This is a genomic window from Micromonospora luteifusca, from assembly GCF_016907275.1.
Lineage (GTDB): Bacteria > Actinomycetota > Actinomycetes > Mycobacteriales > Micromonosporaceae > Micromonospora > Micromonospora luteifusca.
Genome location: NZ_JAFBBP010000001.1, coordinates 429,055 through 452,909, shown reverse-complemented (window position 1 = coordinate 452,909; position 23,855 = coordinate 429,055). Strand labels below are relative to the sequence as shown.

20 protein-coding genes are annotated in these 23,855 nt (G+C 70.2%); 9 read left to right on the top strand and 11 right to left on the bottom strand.

Annotation, left to right across the window (positions count from 1 at the left end; genetic code table 11):
* The first annotated feature begins 44 nt into the window (after window positions 1-44).
* The 4 genes from JOD64_RS02000 to araD all read left to right on the top strand — a co-directional run bounded on the left by JOD64_RS02000 (window position 45) and on the right by araD (window position 4,159).
* Entirely contained in the window at window positions 45-1,241 is a 1,197-nt protein-coding gene (locus tag JOD64_RS02000; protein ID WP_204940607.1) for a low temperature requirement protein A, read from the top strand.
* Between the two features lie 158 nt (window positions 1,242-1,399).
* Complete coding sequence (locus JOD64_RS01995; protein ID WP_204940606.1) at window positions 1,400-2,296, top strand: acetyltransferase; 897 nt, start codon at window positions 1,400-1,402, stop codon at window positions 2,294-2,296.
* Between the two features lie 76 nt (window positions 2,297-2,372).
* On the top strand, window positions 2,373-3,437 hold the full coding sequence (locus JOD64_RS01990; RefSeq protein ID WP_204940605.1) for an alpha/beta hydrolase: 1,065 nt from the start codon (window positions 2,373-2,375) through the stop codon (window positions 3,435-3,437).
* Window positions 3,434-4,159 (top strand): L-ribulose-5-phosphate 4-epimerase AraD, encoded by a 726-nt coding sequence (araD, locus tag JOD64_RS01985; protein ID WP_204940604.1) that lies wholly within the window; start codon window positions 3,434-3,436, stop codon window positions 4,157-4,159. Before JOD64_RS01990 ends, araD begins: the two co-directional genes overlap by 4 nt.
* Window positions 4,160-4,273: 114 nt before the next feature.
* Here araD and JOD64_RS01980 read toward each other — a convergent pair whose 3' ends face one another.
* A complete protein-coding gene (locus tag JOD64_RS01980; RefSeq protein WP_204940603.1) occupies window positions 4,274-5,377 on the bottom strand; it encodes an aldo/keto reductase in 1,104 nt (367 codons plus the stop codon).
* A 141-nt stretch (window positions 5,378-5,518) separates the two neighbouring features.
* Here JOD64_RS01980 and JOD64_RS01975 point away from each other — a divergent pair, with 141 nt between their 5' ends.
* Entirely contained in the window at window positions 5,519-6,151 is a 633-nt protein-coding gene (locus JOD64_RS01975; RefSeq protein ID WP_204940602.1) for a TetR/AcrR family transcriptional regulator, read from the top strand.
* A 276-nt stretch (window positions 6,152-6,427) separates the two neighbouring features.
* Entirely contained in the window at window positions 6,428-7,111 is a 684-nt protein-coding gene (locus JOD64_RS01970) for an alpha/beta fold hydrolase (RefSeq protein WP_204940601.1), read from the top strand.
* Between the two features lie 50 nt (window positions 7,112-7,161).
* Here the strand turns inward: JOD64_RS01970 and JOD64_RS01965 are convergent, their stop codons facing one another.
* The 4 genes from JOD64_RS01965 to JOD64_RS01950 all read right to left on the bottom strand — a co-directional run bounded on the left by JOD64_RS01965 (window position 7,162) and on the right by JOD64_RS01950 (window position 12,510).
* Window positions 7,162-7,758, bottom strand: a complete 597-nt coding sequence (locus JOD64_RS01965) for a DUF305 domain-containing protein (protein ID WP_204940600.1) — start codon at window positions 7,756-7,758, stop codon at window positions 7,162-7,164.
* Between the two features lie 72 nt (window positions 7,759-7,830).
* Window positions 7,831-8,724 (bottom strand): DUF1996 domain-containing protein, encoded by an 894-nt coding sequence (locus JOD64_RS01960; protein ID WP_204940599.1) that lies wholly within the window; start codon window positions 8,722-8,724, stop codon window positions 7,831-7,833.
* Between the two features lie 241 nt (window positions 8,725-8,965).
* A complete protein-coding gene (locus JOD64_RS01955) occupies window positions 8,966-9,622 on the bottom strand; it encodes a C39 family peptidase (RefSeq protein WP_204940598.1) in 657 nt (218 codons plus the stop codon).
* 1,004 nt (window positions 9,623-10,626) lie between these two features.
* The gene (locus JOD64_RS01950) at window positions 10,627-12,510 is read right to left on the bottom strand and encodes a Xaa-Pro dipeptidyl-peptidase (protein WP_204940597.1); all 1,884 of its coding nucleotides are present in this window, start codon (window positions 12,508-12,510) and stop codon (window positions 10,627-10,629) included.
* A 389-nt stretch (window positions 12,511-12,899) separates the two neighbouring features.
* Between JOD64_RS01950 and JOD64_RS01945 the strand changes: the two genes are divergently transcribed.
* A complete protein-coding gene (locus tag JOD64_RS01945) occupies window positions 12,900-16,253 on the top strand; it encodes a S8 family peptidase (RefSeq protein ID WP_239559345.1) in 3,354 nt (1,117 codons plus the stop codon).
* Between the two features lie 98 nt (window positions 16,254-16,351).
* Here JOD64_RS01945 and JOD64_RS01940 read toward each other — a convergent pair whose 3' ends face one another.
* The 5 genes from JOD64_RS01940 to JOD64_RS01920 form a co-directional block, all read right to left on the bottom strand.
* On the bottom strand, window positions 16,352-16,864 hold the full coding sequence (locus JOD64_RS01940; protein ID WP_204940596.1) for a DUF2231 domain-containing protein: 513 nt from the start codon (window positions 16,862-16,864) through the stop codon (window positions 16,352-16,354).
* A 74-nt stretch (window positions 16,865-16,938) separates the two neighbouring features.
* Window positions 16,939-18,141, bottom strand: a complete 1,203-nt coding sequence (locus tag JOD64_RS33675; RefSeq protein ID WP_204940595.1) for an SGNH/GDSL hydrolase family protein — start codon at window positions 18,139-18,141, stop codon at window positions 16,939-16,941.
* Window positions 18,142-18,190: 49 nt separating this feature from the next.
* On the bottom strand, window positions 18,191-18,940 hold the full coding sequence (locus JOD64_RS01930) for a hypothetical protein (protein ID WP_204940594.1): 750 nt from the start codon (window positions 18,938-18,940) through the stop codon (window positions 18,191-18,193).
* A gap of 79 nt (window positions 18,941-19,019) precedes the next feature.
* Window positions 19,020-19,649 (bottom strand): LysE family translocator, encoded by a 630-nt coding sequence (locus JOD64_RS01925; protein ID WP_204940593.1) that lies wholly within the window; start codon window positions 19,647-19,649, stop codon window positions 19,020-19,022.
* A 2-nt stretch (window positions 19,650-19,651) separates the two neighbouring features.
* A complete protein-coding gene (locus tag JOD64_RS01920; protein WP_204940592.1) occupies window positions 19,652-20,398 on the bottom strand; it encodes a metallophosphoesterase in 747 nt (248 codons plus the stop codon).
* A 92-nt stretch (window positions 20,399-20,490) separates the two neighbouring features.
* On the opposite strand from JOD64_RS01920, the gene JOD64_RS01915 reads away from it, so the two are divergent.
* Window positions 20,491-21,096: a CGNR zinc finger domain-containing protein gene (locus tag JOD64_RS01915; RefSeq protein ID WP_204940591.1), complete on the top strand. Its 606-nt coding sequence runs from the start codon at window positions 20,491-20,493 to the stop codon at window positions 21,094-21,096.
* 9 nt (window positions 21,097-21,105) lie between these two features.
* Here JOD64_RS01915 and JOD64_RS01910 read toward each other — a convergent pair whose 3' ends face one another.
* Window positions 21,106-22,146, bottom strand: coding sequence for an SEC-C metal-binding domain-containing protein (locus JOD64_RS01910; protein ID WP_307813161.1), 1,041 nt, complete (start codon window positions 22,144-22,146; stop codon window positions 21,106-21,108).
* Between the two features lie 636 nt (window positions 22,147-22,782).
* Between JOD64_RS01910 and JOD64_RS01905 the strand changes: the two genes are divergently transcribed.
* A complete protein-coding gene (locus tag JOD64_RS01905; protein ID WP_204940589.1) occupies window positions 22,783-23,793 on the top strand; it encodes an ABC transporter permease in 1,011 nt (336 codons plus the stop codon).
* The last annotated feature ends 62 nt before the right edge of the window (window positions 23,794-23,855 follow it).

The following is a 23,855-nucleotide window of genomic DNA, read 5'->3' as shown; positions in this document are numbered from 1 at the left end:
TGCCCGTTCCGGCCGATCCGGCTGGTTGAGCTGTCCCGCCGTCCGTGCTGACGCGCACCGGGTTTCGCGGGCTCGGGGACAGCCGGAGCACACCCTCGGCGACCGTCCTGGAGTTGCTGTTCGACATCGTCTACGTCTTCGCGCTCGCCCGGCTCGCCGGGCGGGTCGCGGACGACCTGACCATCGTCCGGCACACGCTGCTGTCCGAGGCGGGCCAGACGGTGCTGTTCTTCACGGCGATGTGGATGATCTGGTCGCTCAATGCTCTCCTGGCGAGCACCTACGACCCTCGGCGCCCTGAGCTGCAGGCCGTTCTGCTGGCGACGATGTTCGGCACGCTGGTGCTGGCCGTTTCGTTGCCGGAGGCGTTCGGCGAGCGCGGCGTCGTCTTCGCCTGCACGTACGTCCTCATTCAGGTCGGCCGACCGCTCTTTCTGACGTACGCCCTACGGGGCCACCCGGGTCGGACGTTCGCGGTCCGGGTGCTGACCTGGCACACGGCGTCCAGCGTGCTCTGGATCGGTGGCGGCATCAGCGGCGGCCTCGGTCGGGGCGTCTTCTGGTCCCTCGCCCTCGCCGTCGAACTCCTTGGCGCCGCCACGGGGTGGCCAGTGCCGCGGCCCGCCGGGAAACGGTTGAGCAGGGTGGCGGTCGTCGTCTCCCAGGTACACCTCGCCGAGCGGTACAACCAGTTCTTCATGATCGCTCTCGCCGAGGTGGTGCTCGAAGCGGGTGCCGCCGTCAGCACCCCGGGCTTCTCCGCCGAGGGGACCACCACCCTCGTCGCCGCGTTCGTGGCGGTGGTGTCGCTGTGGCGGATCTACTTCTACCACGCCCAATCGGGTCAGGCCTCGACCTCCGGCGGCGAGGGCACACAACTCTCCCGGTGGGCGAGCTACAGCCTGCTGTTGATCGTCGGGGGCATCATCTGCACAGCGGTCGGCTTCGGGCAGATCATCGAGGATCCGCACTCGCCGATCGACTGGGCTCTGGTGGCCATCCTCTTCGGCGGCCCGGTGCTGTTCCTGGTGGGGCGGAGCTTTCTGGAGAAGGAAGATCAGGCCGCGCCGCGCTGCCGGATGCTGTACCTCGGCGCGCTGGCGCTGATCGTGGCCGCACCACCGATGGTGCTGCTGCCGCCGGTCGCCGTGGCGGCCGCCACGGGGCTGATCCTGACCGGCATCGCCCTCCTCGACCAGCGCGCTCACCAGCGTGGGTCGGAGACCAACCCGACGCTGTGACAGTCCATTGCGGGCCGGCGCCCGCTCCGCGTAAGGTGTCTTCGCACGCCGTCGAGCCGGGAGGAGGTCAGAACAATGTCCGATGTTCTGCGCCCCCTCCGCGCTCCGGCGTCCGCGCGGGCCTGACCCGGGGCGCTCGCTTCCCGGAGGACCAATCCATGACTGATCTGGTCATTCGTCCGCTCGTCGCGGGCGAGGAAAACCTGTTCGACTCGATGCCCGACCCGCTGCCCCAACTGCGGCAGATCACGTACGCCGACGGTGTCGCCGGCGGCGGCTACCGGCCCGAGAACACCTGGGTCGCCCTGCGCGCCGGCCGGGTGGTCGGCCGGGCGGCCTGGCTCCTCCCGCCGGGCGCCGTGGGTGCCCCCTGGCTGGACCGGTTCGATCTGGACGCAGAGCCGGAGGTGGGCGCCGAACTGCTGCACACCGCCCACGAGGCGTTGGGTGGCCCCGGCCTGTACTACGCGGCCTTGCCCGCGCATTGGCGGCGTCGAGCAGAGGTGCTGGCCGTGGTGCGGGCGCCGCTGGCGGCGGCCCGGCTCGCCGGGCTGACCGAGCGGGGGGAGCGGCTCAGGTGCTCCTGGACGGGCACGCCTCTGCCGGCGTCCTCCGGGCGCTACGACTTCCGTCCGCCCGTCGACGCGGCGGAGATCAACGCTCTGGTCGCCAGGATCGCCGAGCCGGACATACTGACCGGCGTCGAGATCGCACGGGCGGTCGGCGGCGTCGACCTGGCCACGGACCCCCTGGCCTGGCTCGGGAATGCGCCCGAGGCGTGGCGCATCGCCCGGGAGGCCGGGAAGCCGGTGGGTCTGGTCGGCACGGCCGGGGACGCCTGCTTCCCGCTCCTCGCGTACCTGGGCCTGCTCGACGAGGCGGCTCGGCCCGAGTTGCTGGCCGAGGCGGTCCGGGTTCTGGCCGCCGGTGGTGCCCGCGAGGTCGTCGCCGACGTGGACGCCCACCGGGTGGCGGTGCTGGCGGAGTTGGAGCGGACCGGGTTTCGGCAGTTGCGCTCCAGGGTCGTCTTCGCGCCGTCGAACGCTCCGGAATAGCTGATCGGGGTGCGCCCTGTCACCGGGGCGCACCCCTGCGGAGGCGACGAATTCCTCCCCTGCCAGCATCTGCTCCATGCCGGAGATCATCGCGCTCGTCGTCGGCGTGTTCGCGCTGGTCGTGCTGGCGGTCGCCGGGCTCTACCTCTGGCCGGCAAGCCGCCGTGGGATGTCCATCGCACCGACGCAACCGCTCGATTTCGACACCGCCACGCGGGTCGCCGAGGCCGTCGTCGCCGCCGAGGCGGCGGATCCGGAGGTCCGCCCGGAGTCGCGCAGTCGCCTGCTGAGCCACGGCTCCCGGACCAGCAGAGTCGTGCTGCTGCTGCACGGATACACCCTCGCGCCCGACCAGTACGACGGACTGGCCGAGGAGTTCTTCGACCGTGGGTACAACGTCTGGATTCCGCGGGCTCCCCAGCACGGGACCGTCGATCGTCGGGCCCACCACCGGGTCCAGACCGGTGAACTGACCGCGTACGCCGCGCAGGCGTTGGCCGTCGCGGCGGGCCTCGGAGACGAGGTGGGCGTCGTCGGGATCTCCGGTGGCGCGGTGCTGGCCGCCTGGCTGGCCCAGGCTCGGGTCGACGTCGTACGGCGTCTGCTGTTGCTGTCGCCGTTCTTCGGCCCGGACCCTCGCCAGGCACCGGCCTTCGCGGTGAAACCGCTCATCGTGTTGTACGGGCGCCGCCTCCTCCCGGATCGCGTCACGTCGCGCGGCTACTCCCTCTCCGCCGTCACCCAGTACCTGTCGATCGCGCGTAGTCTGCCGAATCCGCCACGACGCACCGGTCTGCGGAGCGCGGCGGTGGCCATCAGCCCGCTCGACGGTGTGGTGGACCTGTCCGCGGCAGTGAGCGTGCCAGGCCGGATCGCCGACGCGAACGCGATTCCGCTGCGGGTCCACACCCTGCCGGAGGCGTTGGGTGTCGGCCACAACATCCTGAACCTCACCGCGCTCGGCGCCGAGGAGTCCGACTTGCGCCAGCAGTACATCGCGCTCTACGAGGGTGATGCGACGCCGACGTCCCGAGTTGCCGAAACGGCCAGTGCGTTAGCGTTAACACGTCGCGCTGCCGCATCGACGGATCGCTCTGCGGTGGATGTCACCCCCCGACCTGAAAGGCGTCATCTTCGATGAGTACGGCCGGATCCACCGAGCTGCGTGCGGCAGTCCTCGCCGCGAACCGCCTCATTCCCCAGGCCGGCCTCGCCGCGCTGACGTGGGGCAACGTGAGCGGGGTCGACCGGGACGCGGGCATCTACGTGATCAAGCCCTCCGGGGTGGCATACCAGGACCTCACGGCCGACCTCCTCGTCCCGGTGGATCTGGAGACCGGGCAGGTCGTCGCCGGAGAGCTGAGGCCCTCCGTCGACAGTGAGACCCATCGCGCGTTCTACCTGCGCTGGCCGTCCATCGGCGCAGTGACCCACACCCACTCGACGCACGCCGTCGCCTTCGCCCAGGCCGGGCGGGACGTGCCGGTGCTCGGCACCACGCACGCCGACACCTTCGCCGGCCCGATCCGGGTGACCCGGGACCTGACGGCCGACGAATGCGCCCACGACTACGAGTTCAACACGGCGCTCGCGATCATCGAACTCATCGGGGGAGAGGCCGAGGCGCTGGCCAACCCGGCCGCCCTCGCCGCCAACCACGGCCCCTTCACCTGGGCGGCGAACCCGCTCAAGTCGGTGGAGAACGCGATCGTCTGCGAGGCGGTCGCGGAGATGGCCCTGAAGACGCTGTCGCTGAACCCCGCAGCCGCCGCACCACAGTGGTTGCTGGACCGTCACTTCACCCGTAAGCACGGCGCCGGCGCCTACTACGGCAACCAGCTCCCCGAACAGAGTCGGCCGTAACCGTCCGCCTGCTGGCCTGGTGACTGGGCACGACGTCGCCCGACAGTGCCGTGTTGAACGCCTCGACGAACCCACGAACCAGGGTGGTGTGGCTCTGCGCCAGGCCGGGCTCTTTCACCTGGTGGGCTGGGTCGCGCCGTTGAACACCGGCGGGGCGTAGCCGGCCGGCTTGTCGCCGATGCCGAGACCGGGGCTCACCACCCAGGACTGGTACTGCGGGGTGAACATGGCGTACGGCAGCCCGAGGTTCGGGGTGCTGGCCTCCTCGAGTCGACGACGGGCGTCGGCCGGGATCTCGAAGTCCAGCGCGTCGAAGTTGCTGGCGAGCTGCTCGGGGCTGCTCGCCCCGATAATCACCGAGGCGACGGCGGGCTGGGTGGCGACCCAGTTGATCGCGACCTGGGCCATGCTGCGGCCCAGGTCGGCGGCCACGCTCTCCAGCGCCTCGATGACCTTCCAGTCGCCGGGGCTGATCTCCCGACCCGGGGCGTCGGGGTTGGTCAACCGACCGGTCCCGCTCATGCCCTCGTCGGTCCGTCGGTACTTGCCGCTGAGCAGCCCGCCACCGATCGGGCTCCACGCGGTCAGTCCCATGCCCAGGGTCTGCGACATCGACACGAACTCCGCCTCGATGCCCCGGCTGACCAGGGAGTACGGGAGCTGCAGGTTGATCATCGGGGCCAGGCCGTGCGCCTCGGCGTAGCTCTGTGCCCGGGCCGCGTACCAGGCCGGCACGTCGGAAAGGCCGGCGTACCGGATCTTGCCGGCGCGCACCAGGTCGTCGAGGGTGTGCACGACCTCCTCGACCGGGGTGATCCGGTCCCAGGTGTGCAGCAGGTACAGGTCGATGTAGTCGGTGCCGAGCCGGCTCAGCGACGCTTCCACGGCCCGCATGACGTGCTTGCGGCCGTTGCCGCTGGCGTTCGGGTCGCTCGGGTCGACGGTGTTGGTGGCCTTGCTGGTGAGCACGAGCCGTTCGCGGACGCCGGCTCGCGCGATCAGGCGGCCGAGGATCTTCTCGCTCTCCCCGGCGGTGTAGAAGTCCGCCGTGTCGATGAAGTTCCCGCCCGCCTCCAGGTATTGGCGAAAGATCGGCTCCGCCTCCTCCTCGGTCCTGCCGTACGCGGCGTGGAACCCGTCGACGCCGAAGTTCATGGTGCCCAGTGCCAGCCGGCTGACCCGCAGACCGGACCGCCCGAGCAGGTAGTAGTGGTTCATCGTCACGTCCTCCTGATCGCATGTCGGCCCGTGCGGACCGCGCGTTCCAGACCTTTGCTCGGCAAAAATGGACCGGCAAGTCCAAACCGCGGGCTAGGGTGAAACCGGAAGGTCGGGGCGAGAAACGGTGACGGGGGTCTCATGACACGGGCGTTGACCCGCAAGGGCGAGGCGACCCGGGCGCGGATCGTCGCCGGCGCGGCCGCCGAGATCCGGGAGCACGGCGTCGACGAGGTACGCCTCGAGGACGTGATGGCCCGCACCGGCACCAGCAAGGGCCAGCTCTTCCACTACTTCCCCGACGGTAAGGAGGAGTTGCTGCTCGCGGTGGCCCAACACGAGGCCGACCAGGTGCTCATCGACCAGGAGCCGATGCTCAGCAACCTGACGTCCTGGCCGGCCTGGCTGGCGTGGCGCGACCGACTCATCGAGCGCTACCTCGCACAGGGTGTGAAGTGCCCACTCAACGGTCTGCTCGGTCAGACCGGCCGACGCGCGCCGGGTGCGCAGGCGGTGGTGACCGGGCTCATGTGGCGCTGGCAGGCGGCGATCACCGAGGGCATCCGGCACATGCAGTCGACCGGGGACATCGGCCCGGACGTGGACGCCGACCGCGCTGCCGCGGCACTGCTGGCCGGCATCCAGGGTGGCGTACTGCTGCTGCTCTCCACCGGCAAGATCGACCACCTCGAAGCGGTCCTCGACCTCACCATCGACTCCCTGCGGGCAAGCGTCCGGGTGATCGGGACGCAGGAGAGGCACGGCAATGACTGACGACGAGAAACGGCCACCGTTGGTGCTGCTGCACGGCCTCACGTTCGCATGGGCCCGGCGGCTCCGCTCCCGCTGGCAAGGCCGCAAATGCCCCCTAATCGCACCCCACCCCTTCACCGGCGATCAGGAGGTTTGCATCACGACACGCCAGGTCGGATGACAGAAACCTCTTGATCGACGCTGGTCGGGGTGGGTGGTCGGGGTGGAGAAGTCGGCTATCGTTGGTGCGTCGGACAGCATGTCCGACGTCTTGTCCGACGACTGGAAGCGCAGGCCATGACCTCGACCCGCCCCACCCTGTTGCTCGTCCACGGCGCCTGGCACCAGCCGGCCGTCTGGGACCGGCTCCGGGTAGAACTGGACGTCCTCGGCTACCAGACCCGGGCCGTCGACCTGCCCACCTCGGGGCCGGACGCCCGGGGAGGCATGCCGGACGACGCCGACGCCGTCCGCAAGGAGATCGCGGCGATCGGCGGACCGGTCGTCGTGGTCGCCCACTCGTACGGCGGCATCCCGGTCAGCGAGGCCGCCACCGGTTTTCCCGACGTCGAGCACCTCGTCTACCTGGCGGCGTACCAGCTGGACCGAGGCGAGTCCATGTTCAGCTTCCACGGTGTACCGGACCCGGCGGAAACCGACGGTTTGATCCCCATCACCGGGGATCCACGGGAGGCGTTCTACGGCGACCTGTCGGCCGCTGAGGCCGAGGTGGCCATCAGCCAGCTGGTCGACCAGCGCCTGCGGGCCTGCGTGGACCGGGTGACCGAGCCGGCCTGGCGCTCGATCCCGTCGACCTACATCATCTGCGCGAACGACCAGGCCATCCCGGTGCCACAACAGGAGAAGATGGCCGACCGGGCCACCGACGTCCGGCGGATCGAGTCCAGTCACTCCCCGTTCCTGTCCCGACCGGCTGAGCTTGCCGCGCTGCTCGACGAAATCGTCACCAGTCGCGGCTGAGCGCTGTGGTGCGCGCACGACGTGGGATCGATCGCGCTGTCCGACGGCACCTACGGGGTTAACCGATCGAGTCGGGTGAGCTCGGCGTCGCCGGCCCGGACCACCTCCGTGGCCAACGCGGTGGTCGCCGGATACACGCCGTTCCGCTGCTCCGCAGTGGCGATCCGCACCGCCTGTTGCAGGTGCGCTCGTACGTGCTGACCTGCCAATCGTTCGAACGCGACACCGGTGACCGACCGCAACGTCGTCAACTCCTGCTCGGTGACCATGCCCGGCATGTCGTGGCCCTCGTGCGGGTTGGTAGCCGGGGCGCCGGACTCGGCGAGCAGCCGTCGGGCGGTGCTCAGGTCGGCGCGGTGCACCGTGCCGAGCCGGGCGGCGAAGGTTCGCCACGCACGGTCGGTGGTCCGACTCGGCACCATGTCCAGCACCGGCAGTAGGCGTTCGTTCATCGCCACCGTCAGCTGAAGCCACGCGACGTCGGTGGGGCTGAACAGGCTGGCCGAGCCGCTGGGCGAGACCGAGCCGGACGGCCCCGCGGCTGCGGCGGTCGACGGTGCGGTCGTGGTCGATGATCCGGTGGCGCAGGCCGTGACGAGCAGCGCCGCGAGGAACAGGGACATGGACGCGCTCACGGGGGTTCGCATCCGACCTCCTCTCGCCCCCGGACGGCGGGCCCGGGGTGACCGGACCCGCCTCCGTGGTGGGAGCCTGTCGACTCAGATCGGTCGGCCGTCGTGACCGCACTTGATCACGGGACGAATGCAGTCCTGGACCCGACGGGCCATCTCCGCCACCGGCCAGGCGTTGAAGAAGTCACCGTGCATGGTGTAGCCCGGCCCGGAGGCGAGCCGGAACCGCGACGGGTCGCCAGTGACCGGGTATCGCAGCACCTGCCGCAACTTCGGCACGTGCACCGGGTGGGTGCTCGGGCAGGCCTGGTTCACCGGGTACGCCAGGTGGCTCTTGTGGTCGGGCGAGTCCAGGTCCCGGCCGTTCCAGCACTGCGGGAAGTCCAGGTACGACTCCAGCATCGTGCCGGACGGGCAGTTGACGAAGTTCTTCGACGGCGGCACGTGCCCGGCGTGCAGGCACGACCACCGGGCGATGCTGTCGTTCGAGCCGGTGGCTTTCGCGTTGCCGGCGACGAGTCGCAACCCGAGCGGGAACGGCTGGGTGTTCGCGACGACGTCGGAGCGTACGCCCTCGCCCAGGTAGTAGAACGTGGCGATCGCCGGCTCCACCGGCACGTTGTCGCGGTACAGGGTCGGCACCCAGTAGGACGAGACGTCCACCCGCGGGTTGCAGGTGCTGGGGGAGTTGACCAGGTCAGGGAGGGTGGTGTTGGCGTTCGTCACCGTGCTGCCGAAGAAGCTGTGCATGTGCGAGGCCCCGGGCAGCCCGGGGAAGACGATCGGGTCGTCCGGCAGCCGGTGGCTGTAGGTGCAGTCGGCGGGGAACTCGGCAACCCGGATGGCGTTGACGCCGATGGCGGCGTCGGCCCGTGTGCTGGTGGAAACGACGTACGTGCCGAGTAGCAGGAGCAGTGCGCCGATCGCTGTGGCGAGGCGCAGTCGGCGGTGGATGCCGGAGAGGGGTGCGGCCCTGTCCATCGTGTGACTCCTGTCGGGGGGACGGGTCAGGGGCAGCTCCGACGCCGCCGCCGAAGACGTCGGAGTTTGCCCTGGCCAGACTGGTGGTGGCCGGTTGAGGCCGGGTGCGAGAGAGCGCTCTCAGCGAGTCAAGCCTCACCCTGATGTCGAAACTTGTCAATACGTTCCGCAATTGGCGGAAAGGAAAGACGACGAAGGGCCGGGCCCCTGGTGGGGTCCGGCCCTTCGGTGGTGTGTGCGGTCAGCTGGTGGCGTAGCCGCGGGTGGCGATCCAGTCGGCGAGGTGCTCGACGGTGACCTCGTAGGAGGCCTGGTTGGGGTCGGCGCTGTCGGCGATCTTGACGATGTTGCCGTTGTCGCGGTAGCCGACGACGCTGATGTAGTGCCCGCCCTCGTAGGAGTGGATACCACCGTCGGTGTCGCTGGAGGTGCCGGCGATGTTGGCGACCACGGCCCGTCCGTCGTCCACGGTGCGGATGATGTCGGCGCGCAGCTGGTCGGTCTGCTTCGCGTCGGCGTCGGGCTTGCTGATCTCCACCGAGTGGTAGGCGTCAGCCTTGCCGGTCTCCTTGTTCAGCACCGGGGTGATGTCGTTGATGGAGTTGGTGCCGGCCTCGGTGGTGCCCATCTCCTTGGCCATGTCATCGACGTTGATGTTCTTGCCCTGCACGCTCAGGGCGTTACGGGTCGCGGCGGGCCCGCAGTAGTAGAAGTTCGGCTGCGCCTCGTAGCGCACACCCAGCTGACGCTCACCCGACGGCTTGCGATCAGACTGCGTCTGCGACGCCGGCTTGGCGTCCGCGGCGTACGCGGCGGTGATCGGTCCGACGATGGCGCCACCGGTGAAGGCCAGACCAGCGGCGGTCAGAGCGGTCTTACGGATCAGATCGGTACGCATGATGGCGTGCTCCTCTGCGATGGGGGTACGCGATGCGCATCCAGGGGGTGGATGCGCGGCGTGAAAGCCGTTGCGGGGGTTCGCCCGGCAGCCCGAACAGGGGCCGGCATCGGGTCTCTCAAGAGCGGTGTAACGATCCGGGATGGCGGGGTCATTCCGCCGCACTGCCCGGGGATGGCCGTGCTACTTCGGCGGCCGGGGATGTAACCGAGGCGGCCCGGCGGGTGTTCCCGGGGCTGGCCGCACACCGAAGTCTCGCGGGTGGTGCCGCACCTAAAGCTGGGCGGCTCCAGGGGGATGTAACCGAGGCGGCCCGGCGGGTGTTCCCTGGGCTGCCGCACGCTGGAGCCCGGGGGCTACGGCGGCATGCCAGGTATAACGACCTGGGCCGGCCCCCGATTCCACCGCCACGGTGACCCCAACCACCGGACGAATCGCCCATACGGAACAAGTCGAACACAGGTCGACCTCGCGCGACGGGCGGCGGGTGGTGATCGACTCCATGTCGGCGACATGGCGGTATCCGCCGGGCGGGATGCCGCCACATCGGCGACATGGAGTCGATCACGCCCGAGTCCCCTTCGGGCCGCAAGGGCCCTCGCCCCCCGCCTCGCCTCACCCGGACTAATCCGACAAACCCCCCGCGCTGTTAATTGCCTGACCAGGCTCGTCGGCGGTACTACCCCAACACCGCCCTCGACCGCCTCCCGAGACCCGGTCGCGCATCAGCGAGGCCCGTCTCGTTTGGTTCCATGATCGTGCTCGATCCGGGAAGTAGGCCTTGTTGGGCGGATAAGGCCACTACGTCCAGGATCGAGCACGATCATGCGGAGCGGGAGGTGCGAGGCGGACGGTGACGCCGGTGGCCCACCGCGGAAGGCGGGCGAGGGGCGGCGGAGGGCGGGAAGGCGAGGCGCGAGGCGGAAGGTGGGGTGGTGGGGCTGGACGCGCGGGTGGGGCAGCTCGACGTGCGAGCTGCCCCACCTGTGGCCACGAGGACGAGATCAGAACCCGAGGACGCTCCGTCCGCCGACCACCGGCAGCCGCAGTTCGCTGTCGTTCGGTGCGACCCGCAGCTCGGTGCCACCCAGCGGCAGCAGGGTGTACTCCTGGTCGCTGGAGAAGACGACCACGCCGATCCGGTGCCCCGCCGGGAAGATGTAGTCCTTCGGCTCCATGGTCCACCGGTAGTCGTACAGCTTGCCCTGCTTGACCGGCTCGGTGCGCGCGGCGTTCTTGCGGTTCTGCGGGTCCATCCAGCCGCGGGTCACCACCGTCGGCGCGGCGGTCGAGCCGGCCGGGCCGTAGTCGACCAGGTACGCGGTGAGGTTGGCGTCCGGCTTGTTGTCGATCGCCATCCGCAGGCGCATTTCCGGGCGCCCGGAGATGCGCACGCTCTGCGTCAGCGCGGGGGAGCGGTAGGCGAGTCGGTTGGCGCTGGCCGCGTCCGGGTTGGCGACCAGGGTGTCCGGGTGGATGGTCCGGCCCTCGTCGACGAAGCTCTGCTCGACCTTGGCCTTCGGCGGCTTGCCCGTGGTGAGCGTGCCCGGGGCGGTGGCGTCGGTGGCGGCGAACCGCAGGCCGACCTCACGCGCGGCCGGGTCGGGCCAGTTGGCGTACGTGGTGTAGGCCCGGTCCTCGCGCTGGAGCACCGCGGTCGGCTCGTCCATGATGCCGTTGCGCACGTTCCACAACCAGAAGTCGAACCAGCGGTTCTCGGTCTGCTTGTAGGTCCACGTGTGGCCGTCCGGCAGGGTCACCGACGCGCTGCTGCCCGGGCCGCCGTGCCCGCCCTGGTGCAGCCAGATCTTCCGAGGTACGTCGCGCTTGGCGAGCTGGTCCCACCAGCCGGCGAAGTGCTCGGTCTTCACGTTCCAGTCGTTGAGGCCGTGCACGACGAAGACGCTGGCCTTGACGTCCCGGGCGTCGAGGTAGTCGCGATCCTGCCAGTATTTCGAGTAGTCGCCGGTGATCCGGTCCTGCTCCTCGGTGATCTTCGCGAGCTCGTCGGCGCAGCGTCCTTCGGCGCGTGCCTGCCCAGCGGTGAACTGGGCCAGGATGTCGAGGTCCTCACCCTGGTACGTCCCGGGTGCGACGACCAGACCGTTGGCCCGGTAGTAGTCGTACCAGCTGCTGATCGCGGAGACCGGCACGATGGTCTTGAGTCCCTCGACTCCCGTGGTGGCCACCTGGTTGGGCAGCGTTCCGTTGTAGGAGACGCCAGTCATGCCGACCGCGCCGGTGGTCCAGCCGGCGGTGATCGGGGCGCCGTTCGCGTCGTACCCCTTGGCCCGGCCGTTGAGCCAGTCGATGACCGCCTTGGTGCCGAGCGTCTCGGCCTGGTCGCCGCTGGTCGGGCAGCCGTCGGAGTCGCCGGTGCCGACGCTCTGACCGAGCACCACCGCGTACCCGCGGGGCACGTAGTAGTCGTCCAGCGAGCCGGGCAGGTTGGCCTTGGCCTGGGCCAGCTGTGCGCCCGCGTCGAGGGCGCGGCGCCCGTTGCGGTCGGTCAGGCCGTTCTGCGGGAGGTCGTCGACCAGCACGCTCGGGTACGGCACGTCGCCCCAGGTGTCCTTGCGGTAGGGGCTGTGCTCGAAGATGACCGGCACCTTGAAACCCTGCGTGGCGGTCTCCCGGGGCCGGGAGATGTCGATCGCCACCCGGTCGAGTCGGCCGTCGTGATCGGTGTCCACCGGGGTCTGTACGAACACCCGCTCCTCGATCGCGTCGGCGAGCGAGAACACCGGCTGGGTCATGCCGTCGGTGACGACGATGCCGGTGGGTGTGGGCACCGTGGGCGGGGCGGCCGCCGCTGTCGCTGCTGCGCTGAGGACCAGGGCGCCGGACACGCCGACGCTGAGTAGTGCCAGATGGCGGGGTCGACGCATGCGCGTCTCCCTTCGGTTGGGCTGGTTGCCGGGTGTCGGCAGGGGCCAATCTCGAAGATCCATTCGTCGCCATGCTAGGTCCGGGCCGGCGTTCCGTCGATCCCTTCGGCCGGGGGATACGTCTGCCGTCCACGATGGTGCTGCCGAACGGGGCAATCGAATCGACACCGAACCGGGCCCGGTGGCGACACACTGCGGAAATCCGCGCCGCACGAGCCGGAAACCCACGCCGTACGAGCCGGAAACCCACGCCGCACGAGCCGGAAATCCACGCCGCACGAGCCGGAAATCCTCATCACGGAGTCTCCCGAAGATCACGTACCCGTGCATATGATCTTGTCGGGAGTTGCCCGAAGAGGCACTTTCGTCCACTTAAGACGAGGAGCGAGATGCTCAGGAAAACACGGTGGCTGATGGCCGTCACCGTCACGGCCACGGTGCTGACCGCCGTACCGGGCGGCACTGCCACAGCCGGGCCGAGCGGCATCGGTCTGACCGGCACGCCCAGTGCCTCCGTCGACGGGAAGACGCACACCGTCACCCTGTTGACCGGGGACGTGGTGACCGTACGGAGCACCGGATCGGGATGCCCGCAGGCCACGGTGCGGCCGGTCGACGCGAACGCGGTGATCCGCCAGACCTGCGGGCCGGACGGCCACCTGCACGTCATCCCCGCCCGCGTCGCCTCCCAGATCGGCTCGGTCCTCGACCCCGACCTCTTCGACGTCACCACGTTGATCGCGGACGGTTACGACGACGAGAACGCCTCCGAGTTGCCGCTCATCGTGCAGCCCGCCACCGCGTCCGCCCGGGTGGCCGCGCTCGGTGACGTCCTGTCGTTGCCCAGCATCGGCGCGGTGGCTGGCCGCGTACCCAAGAAGAGCCCGGCCACCGCGAAGCTGGCGACCAACTCGCTGCTCGCCGGTGCGAAGAAGGTCTGGCTCGACCGCAAGGTCCGCGCCACCGCGCTGACCAACGGCGGACAGCAGGGTGACCTCGACCGCAACCTGGGCCAGATCGCCGCGCCCGACGCCTGGAAGGCCGGCTACACCGGCAAGGGAGTCAGGGTCGCGGTGCTCGACAGCGGTGCCGACTTCACCCACCCGGACCTGGTCGGCCGGGTCGCCGACCGGGCCGATTTCACCGCCGAGGGCGGTGACGCCGTCGACCACAACGGCCACGGTACGCACGTCGCCTCGACCATCGCCGGCACCGGCGCGGCTGCCCACGGGCAGCGTCGCGGTGTGGCGCCGGAGGCGAAGCTCGTGATCGGCAAGGTCCTCGACGACCACGGCTCCGGCGAGGATTCTGGAATCATCGCCGGCATGGAGTGGGCCGCCACCCGGGCCGACGTCATCAACATGAGCCTCGGCGGCAGCGACCCGGACGACGGCAACGACCCGCTCTCGCTCGCCGTCGACGGTCTGAGCAAGCAGACCGGCGTGCTCTTCGTCATCGCCGCTGGCAACAGCGGCGGCGCAATTCCCTCGCCCGGCTCGGCCGCCAGCGCGCTGACCGTCGGCGCCGTCGACCGTGACGACAAGCTCGCCGACTTCTCCAGCCGCGGACCGCTGGTCACCAGCCACGTGGCCAAGCCGGAGCTGGTCGCCCCCGGGGTCGACATCGTCGCCGCCCGTGCCGCCGGCACCAACCTGCAGGACCCGATCGACCAGTACTACGAGGGCAGCTCCGGCACCTCGATGGCCAGCCCACACGTGGCGGGCGCGGCCGCGCTGCTCGCCCAGCGGCACCCCGACTGGACCGGTGCACAGCTCAAGGCCGCCCTCGTCGGTGCCGCCGACCCGCTGACCGACGTCGACTCGTACGCCGTCGGGGCCGGCCGGCTCAACGCGGCCCGGGCCCTCGGCAGCCCGACCAGCAACCAGCCGGTGGTCAACCTCGGCACCTTCGCGTACCCGCAGTCCGGGACCAGCGAGGCGAAGCTGAGCTGGACCGGTGCGCAGCGGACGGCGACGGCCGTCCTCGACCTCGACGTCGTGGTCGTCAACCACGACGGCCAGCCGGTGCCGCGCGGCGCGGCGTCGCTCTCGTCGAGCCGGGTGACGCTCAAGGGTGGTGCGACCGCCGACGCGACTCTCCGGATCAACCGCGCGGCGCTGGCGGCCCGACCCGGCTTCTACCTGGCCACCGTCACCGCCCGCACCGCCGGCCACAAGCTGGTCTCGACCACCCCGGTGAGCTTCTACGTCGAGCCGCCCAGCTATGACCTGACGATCCACACGAAGCCGATGCCCGGCCTCAAGGACGGCGCGGAGAGCTGGCTCAACGTCCTGGTCACCAACCTCACCGACCCGGTGATCTACTACGGCGGGCCCAGCGGTATTCCCGGAGACACCTTCACCACGCGGCTGCCGGCCGGCCGGTACGCGGTCCTCGGTTCCTCCGTCGCCTACTACGTCGACAGTGACGTGCTGGAGACGACGCTCGCCGGTGAGACCGACCTGAGCATCACCGGCGACCGGAGCATCACGCTCGACCCGGCGCAGGCCAGGCCGGTGACGGCGACGGTCGACGGGGTCGTCACCAAGGCCACCAAGACCGACCTGACCAGCCTCCAGACCGCGCCGAACGGTCTGTCCTGGTGGAACCAGATCAGCGGGTACGGGGCCGCGACGACCGTCCGTACCTCCCCGCTGCCGAAGCCCGGCGTCGGATCCCGGCGCACCTGGGCGGCCGTCAACCTCGACTCGCCGGCCGGCACGGCCAAGCCGTACCGCTACAACCTCATCCACGAGTACCCGAACGGCGTACCGGCCGATCCCGCGTACCGGGTGACCGCTGCCGAGCAGGCGAAGCTTGCCCGGATCGAGGAGCGGTTCCACCAGGCGGACTCGGAGGGGATGGTCACCCAGCTGATCCGTACCGGCCTCACCGCCGACGGGTTGGGCCTCACCCAGACCCACGAGGGGAACCTGCCCCCGTACCGCACCGACTACCTCTCGCCCGGCTTCCGCTGGACGGACGAGGGCGTCTACGGTGGCCTGTCGGCCCAGGAGGCACCCCGCAGCTACCAGCCGGGCAGTCGGCAGACGAAGATCTGGGCGCGGCAGCCGCTGCACTCCGGCTGGTACGACGACCCGGCCGGTGCCGGTTGGAGCTGCGCCACCGCGCCGTCGCGGACCCGGGGCAACCTGCACATCGACCTGGTGTCGCTGACCGACCAGCACCAGCGCGCCGACTGCCTGCAGGGCAACTCGATCGGCGTGAACCGCAAGATGGCGCTGTACCGCAACGGCAAGCTGATCCAGGAGAGCGCCCTTCCGCTCGCCGACGTCACCGTGCCGCAGCAGATGGCGGACTACCGGCTGACCCTCGACGTGGACACGAGCCTGATCCTGCCGATCTCGACCAGGGTCAACACCTCGTGGACGTTCCGGTCCGCCGGGCCGGACGGGACCGGGAGTGTGCCGTTGCCGCTGCTCGCGGTGGACTACGCGTTGCCGATGGACACCAACAACCACGCCATCGGCGCAACGGCTGAGTTGACCGTCCGGCAGGCGCACGGCGTCAAGGCGCAGAAGGTGACGTCGTTGCAGGCGTGGACCTCGACGGACGACGGTGCCACCTGGACGTCGACCCGGGTCACCGGGAACGGCGACAGCTACCGGGTCGCGCTGCCGAAGGCCACCGCCGGGCAGGCCGTCTCGCTGCGGGTGAAGGCCGCGGCGAACGGCGGCAGCGGCATCGACCAGACCATCATCCGGGCGTACAACGCCAGCTGATGGTCATCCCGCTGGTGCGGCCCGGCCCCCTGACCGGGTCGCACCGGCACCCCGCCAGGTGCTCACCGCCCTGCCGTGGATCAGTGGTGGCCTGAGAATCACTGGCCCGTCCAGACCGCCTTCGCGCCGGAGTCGCCGGTGCGGATCACGTAGTACACGGCGACGGCGGCGGCCACCAGCGACAACACCTGCAACGTCAGGGTCAGCGCCCGACCGGGTCGGCCGTCGGTGGCGCCCGCCCCGGCGGCCGTCGTCGCGGCGGCCTTCGGGGAGACGAACCGGACCAGTGCCAGCGCCACGATCGCCAGGGCGATGGCGGCCCAGAGCGTGTCGTTGCCGAAGTCCCGGTGCGTCTCCAGCGTGGGAACGAACTCAGGAGTGACCCGGTTGGCGGCGCGCATACGGTCGAAGAAGGCATCGCCGGAGAGCTTCGCCAGCAGTGCGGCGACCGGTGCGCCGACGGCCAGCAGCCCCAGCACCCAACGGGTGTGCGGCCGGATCGGCGCGACGAGCGCGTAGCCGATCGTGAGGAGGGCCAGCAGCGGCACGAACACGACTGCGGCGTGCACCACCAGCGGATGGGCGGGGATGCCCATGAACTCCTCGAACATCGGCGTCTCCTCCGTTGGCGTCGGTTGGACGTCGATCGTCCAGGAATGGACGGTATCGGTACCGCAAGCGCGTGTCAGCCCCCGCAGCGCAGTGCGGCCAGGTCGACGGCGTTCGCCATCGCCTGCATGCCGTTGTCGTTCGGGTGGAGATGATCCCCGCCGTCGAAGAGCGGCAGGAGCGCCTGCGGGTCGTACGGGTTGCGGGTGATCTTGTCGAAGTCGACCACGGCGTCGAACACGCCACCGTGCCTGATCCAGTCGTTGACGTCCTGGCGCACGGCCTCACCGACGGCGTCGTACTCGGGCCAACCCTTGTAGGCCATCAGCGTGGCGCCGACGACGCACTTGCCCGCGGCGTGCGCCCGGTCGACCAGCTGCCGGTAGCCGGCGGTCAGGTCGTCCACGGTGACGCCGGTGTGGGCCTTGATGTCGTTGATGCCTTCGTGCACGAACACCGTGTCGACCCCGGGGTGGGCGAGCACGTCGCGATCGAACCGGTGCAGCGCGGCCTCTCCGCCACCGTCGGCGAGCACCTTGTTGCCGGAGATGCCCTCGTTGGCCACACCCTTCACCGTGCTGTCGGTCGCGGCCTGGAGTCGCCGGGAGAGGTAGTCGGGCCAGCGGCGGTTGAGGTCCGTGGTGGAGTCCCAACCGTCGGTGATGGAGTCGCCGAGCGTCACGACCGAGCTGATCGCGGTGGATGTCTGCACGCTGACCGCGTCCAGCCAGTACCAGAAGCTCATCGCGTCGGTCCAGTTGACCGCCGCCTCTTCGGCCGCGTGATCACCGGCCGTCGCGTACGACGTCTGCATGGCAAGGGTGTGCCCGGTCATCGGCCCCTGGACGCCGGTGACGTGGAGGCTCACGACGAGATTGCTCTGGGCGGCCACGTCCCCGGGCAGCGGGTCGCTGAGGATCGTCTCCCCGGCCGGGACGGTGACCGACGACTGCCCGCCGAACGTCAGCCGCCGGTTGCTGCCCCGGATCAGCTCGGCACCCTGCCGCTGCAACCCCGCGTACGCGCTGGCGAAGGTGACCGGGTGATCGCCGAAGGCGTTGGTCAGGCGGATCCGGAGGGCGTTCCCACCGACGCTGGTGCGCACGACCAGCCGGTAGCTGCGCTCGGCGGGCCCGGCTTTCAGCCGGTCGGCACTGGCCGCCCAGGTGACCGCGAAGTGCTGGTTCGCGGCGGTCGCCGGCTCGTGCCGTGTCCGCGCCGCATGGACGACCAGGGGTACGCAGAGCGCCGTGAGCAGCGCCGCGATGGTGGACGCCACGACGCGACGCGAAGACCCGGCCCGCATCAGAGATCCCCGGTTGACGGATTCAGTGCGGGCTCTTACCGAAATTGCTGCCCAGGGCGGTCGGTGCAGCGCAGCGCAACTCGCCCGGGGCCAGCTGGGTGTGCGACGGCCGCCAGAGCTCGGCGCCCTTCGTGGTGACGCGGGCGAGGATGCAGTCGTACTGCGCGGCCCGCAGGGCGACGCCGACCCTGCCGCCCTGCGCGGTCACCTCCTGCACGATGGCCGGGTCCAGGCCCAGGTCGGCGATCGCCGCCCGGACGGCGGACTCGTCCGGGCCGACGGCCTGCAGAGCGCTCTTCACACGTTCGTCGACTCCGCTGAGCGACGGGTCCTGGACAACCTGGAGGGGATCGTCGGCCGGGCACTCGATGTCATCGTCGCGGCGGTCGTCGTGCGGGCCGAGCTGAAGGCGAAAGCAGATCGGCTCGTCGCGTTCGTCGATCACCGAGCCGTCCGCGCCGATCTCCACTCCATGCCCCATCACCCGCAGCACCATCGTCACGCCGGTCTGCCAGTGCGTTTCCCCGGAGACCGCGAGGACCGCGATGTCGGGGTGCTGGCTGGCCGAGTGCACGTACTTCTCTGCCTGGAAGAGGTGGTCGTACTCGAACTCGAACAGGACCTGGTCGACCTTCTTCGCGGCGTCGTCCACGGCACTGTCGTGAGTCTTGCTCTCGGGGCTGTCGAAATGCCGCCACAGGCCGGCGCCGAGCAGCGCCACCACCAGCAGCGCGACTCCGCCGAAGACCCATCGCCGTCTCGTCGTGACCACGAACGGGATTATGTCGCAGCCGGGACGCCCTCGATGTCCCCCGCAGGGCTGAGCGTGATCCGTGGCGGCCACTTCGGACTCAGGTCACCGCCGCCCGCACGCCCAGGCTGAGCAGGATCGCACCGGTCAGCCGATCGAACACGCGCCGCACATTCGCCTTGCGGAGCAGCCGGGCGGCGGCGCCGGAGACTGCCGTCCAACCGGCGAGCCAGCAGGTGTGCAGTGCGGCGTGTGCGGTGGCGAGGAGCAACATCGGCACCAGCACCGGTCGGCCCGGTTCGAGGAACTGTGGTGCGAGGGTGAGGTAGACGGCGGCGGCCTTGGGATTCAGGACGTTGCCGAGCAGCCCCTGCAGGTAGGGGTGGTGGACGCGCCACGGCAGCCTCCGGGCACGCACCGTCGGTGGCGGCCCGGTCCGGCGGCGGGACGCGGACCAGAGCAGCCAGATCCCGAGCCCCACCAGGTAACCGGCGCCGACCAGTTTGACGACCCAGAATGCCTGCGACGAGCGGAGCACCAACGCGGCCAGGCCGACGGCGGCCAGGGTGGCATGCACGTAGAGCCCGGTGACCGTACCCAGGATCACCCACCAGCCCTGCCGCCGACCGCCGGTGGCGACGCGCGAAACGACAAGTGTCAGGCTCGCGCCCGGAGTGGCGGTGATCGGCGCGACGGCGACCAGGAAGCCGAGCACTGCTACTCCCTGCATGCTCAGACCACCACCCGGTAGTGGGTGGTGAGCAGGCCGGTGTCGTCGTAGACGTGGAACGCGACGCCGGGTGGCTGGGTCTGGGTGGTCAGCCGCCCCTCGCCCTCCCAGGGCATCCGGAGGGTGGAGACCACGCCCGGCGCGATGCGCAGTGGGCGGCCGGCGAAGGTGCTCGCGGCGGCGGTGTGGAAGTGCCCGGTCAGCACGGCGACGACCTGCGGATGGGCGGCGACCAGCTCGGCCAGGGGATCGGCGGGCAGCAGCCGCATCGGATCGATGACCGGATGGTGCAGCACCACCGGCGGATGGTGGAAGGCGATGAACGTCGGCGTTTCGGCCGGCACCGAGCCCAGTTCGTCGGCGAGCCATGTCATCGTCTCGTCATCCAGGTGGCCGTCGTCCTCGCCCGGCACCGATGAGTCGGCGAGGAGGAAAACCGCGCCGGCCACGTCGTGACGGGCGTTGATCGGGCCGGTGCCGCCGCGGTCGTCACCGAGCAGACCCTTGCGGTACGCGTCGCGCACATCGTGGTTGCCGGGGCAGACCAGGACCGGCAGCGGGGAGTCGAAGAGCCGCGCGGCCAATTCGTACTCGGCCACCTCGCCGTGGTCGGCGATGTCCCCGGTGATCAGGATCGCGTCGACCGGCCGTGGCAGGGCGTGCAGGTGGTCCATGACCCGGGCGGTCCGCTCGGCCGATCGGGGATGGCTGTCGAGGTGGGTGTCACTGAGATGCGCGATGACCAGCAAGAAGGCTCTCCTAATGGCTATTACCGTTATAACCGTTAGGGAAGCTACTCTGGGTCGGGCCGGCCGCACAAGCCGGAACGGAAGGAGAGCCCATGGCACCGCAGCTCGCGCTCGCCCTGGCCAGCACGATCCGGCACGACGGCAACGGCGGGGTCGCCGACGACCTTGACGATGTCGAGGGCCTGACCACCTGGCTCCGCGAACAGGCCGAGCCACTGCGGCAGTACGTCACCGGGTTCGACGCCGTCGCCAGCACCATCGACGAGCGGACCCGGCTCGACGTGGTGGCGGTACGGCGGGCCGCACGTACCCTCTTCGCGGTGGCGGTCCGACCGGGACCGCCGAGCCGAGCCGACTCGTCCTCGCTGCTCTCCCCACCGGAGGCGGTCAGCCAGCTCAATCAGGCCGCCGCGGCGCTGCCGGTCCGGCCGGTGCTGAGCTGGGCGGAGGAGGGCACGCCGACACTCACCTGGCAGGGCGCGGCGGTCGACACGCGAGTGCGGCTCACCGCAGGGCTGGCACGCGCGGCCATCGAGTTCCTGGCCAGCCCCGCCCGCGACGAGTTGCGCGCCTGCCCCGCGCCACGCTGCGTACGCTACTTCGTCAAGGACCACCCGAGGCAGGAATGGTGCAAGCCCTCCTGTGGCAACCGGGCCCGCGTCGCACGGCACTACCAGCGTCGCACCGAGGCCCGATAACCGACGCTCTCAGCTGCGCGAACGCGGCAGGCAGTCCTTCTTGTACTTCAGACCCGAACCGCACCAGCAGGCGTCGTTGCGCTCCGGTGGCCAGGGGATCCGTGCGCTGGGCCGAGCCGACACCTCGGCCGCGTAGCCCGCCCGGACCGCCACGTCGGCCGGGTCGCCGTCGCGTCGACCGGCGAACGCGTTCAGCCCGGCCACGGTCGCGGTGAACACGGCCAACCCGGCCTGACCGGCACCCGTCAGCCGGACCAACTCCTTCTCCAGCAGGCCCCGGTGCGCGTCCCAGTCCGACCCGTACACCTCGGCGAGCCCGGGGTGCTCGGCGAGCAGCCGATCGAACTCGGCCCGAGGCCAGAAGAGCAGATCCGACTCGGCGCCCCTGCGCTCCCCGGCCCGACGGACGAGCTGGGTCTCCAACCGGTCCGCCAGATCGTCCTGCCGGTCGTGCGGCAGGTTGAGGTCCCGGCGTACCCGATGCCGTTGTTGGAGCAGGAAGAAGAGGACACCCGGCGCGTCCGGCGGACCCAGCTCCACCACCGGGTCGATCGCGGTGCTGGACGCCCCGGCGGCGGCCGCGCGCTCACCGAGCAGGCTGTCGACCGCCTCGCTCAGCCACGTCTCGGCGGTCGACGAACGCCCGCTGGCGTCCAACGCGGCACTGACGTAGGCGGGGGCGTCGGGCTGCACGAGCAGCAGCGGGCGCAGCGCGGTCAACTCCGCCATCGCCTCGTCGTCCCGACCACCGGCCCGGAACAGGGCCCGCGCCCGCAGCGCCCGGGCGAACCCGGCCCGGGGGTCGTCCCCGGACGGGTACGCCGCCAGAGCCTGTTCCGCGTACCGCAGCGCGGCATCGGGTCTCGCCCGGATCTCGGCGATCTCGGCGGCCAGGGTGAAAGCGTCCCCGGCGTCGTCCGGATCTTCCAACCGGCCCTGCTCGGCCGCCTCGGCGATGTCGGCGGCGACACCGAGCGGATTGGCCGTGCCGAGCGCCGAGCGGCGAAGTTCGGCGAGGTCAGCCTTGGTGAGTACGTCGTTCGTCGGCACGATCTCACGGTACGTCGAGGCGCTTCCGCCCGGCCCGACTATGGCCATCTGGTGGCTGGAACGGCGGACTCGTCCAAGTGATGCCTCCGGTCAGCGGCGGACGTGCCCGGACCGTGCTGCCGAGTTCGGTGAGACCCGGTCGCCTCTACGCCATTAAGCATCCGCAGCCGTCTATACAGAAGTGGGTCGCTGAGGCTTGCAGAATTCACGACGGTCTGTGCGGATAGCGCTCTCTGATTGACACGTAGCGCATTTGCACTCGAGCGACAGCGATTACGAGCGGTTACGAAGAACTGTTGCTTGAAGCAACGTTATCGTGAGCAGACGAACGCATTGACGCATTGAACTGCTGGTACGTCGACCACCGCCCCTCGACGTCGATGGCGGAACGTTGAAACGATCACCCTGCGTGACTGGGCGACTGCTGTGCCGCAAGTGTTGGTGAACGATGGCGCGGGGTCTCGAAAGGTTGATCGGGGGCGGCGTCCACGTTATAAAGCTGTAACAAGACGGAAGCACTGAGAAATCATTTGCCCGGCTAACGTTCTGCAACTAGATCCGCCATCCGACGGAAAACCCGTTCGGGTGGCGGTGCCATGTGTCAGCACGATGAGGAGGTCGTCCCGCGTGGAGCCGATGGTCACGGAGCCCCAGGTGCTCCGCGCCGGAGAGCCGGACGACGGACGGGTGCAGAGCGCGACGTCGCCCGCCCCGGTCCGGACGGTCAGCAAGTCGCCGACCCGGATCGCCCTGGCCCGGCTACGCCGCGACCGGATCGCGATGATCTGTGCCGCGATCTGTGCCGTCTACGTCCTGATCGCGATCTTCGCGCCGCTGCTCGCCCGGCTGGAGGGGCAGAACGCCAGCGACCTGCACCAGAACCTGATCGACGAGTTCGGCTTCCCGACGATCGGGCCGACCGGCGAACACTGGTTCGGTGTGGAGCCCCGACTGGGCCGCGACCTCTTCGCCCGCTGGGTGTACGGCGCCCGCCCGTCGCTCATCGTCGCTATCGCCGTCACCACGATCACGACGATCATCGGCGTGGTCGTGGGCCTGGTCGCCGGCTTCTCCGGCGGCTGGGTCGACCGGGTGCTCTCCTGGCTGATCGACCTGGTGCTCAGCCTGCCGTACCTGCTCTTCGCGATCGCGAGCTCCGCCGTCCTGGTCGCGATCTTCGGCGGCGCCGACGGGGCCGGCTCCGAGGACGTCGCCCAGATCCGCTTCATCTCGCTGATCTGCGTGCTGTCGTTCTTCGGCTGGGCCAGCCTCGCCCGCCTGGTCCGAGGGCAGGTGCTCTCCCTGCGTGAGCGTGAGTTCGTCGCGGCGGCCAAGGTGCTCGGCATCCCGACCCGGCAGGTGCTCTTCAAGGAGCTGCTGCCGAACCTGGTGGCACCGATCGTGGTCTCCGTGTCGCTGGCCCTGCCCGGCTACGTGGTGGCCGAGGCCGGTCTGACCGTGCTCGGGGCCGGGCTGATCGAACCCACCCCATCCTGGGGCCTGACGATCTCCGCCGCCACCACCTACTACCGGGCCGACCCGCTCTACCTGTGGCTGCCCGTACTCGGCATCACGATCCTGGTGCTCGCCCTGAGCCTGCTCGGCGACGCCGTGCGCGACGCCTTCGATCCCCGGACCCGTCGATGAGGACGCCCAGGGCTGGAGGGGAAACACGGACCCCGCACGTCGGAGGTCCGCTGACTGAAAGA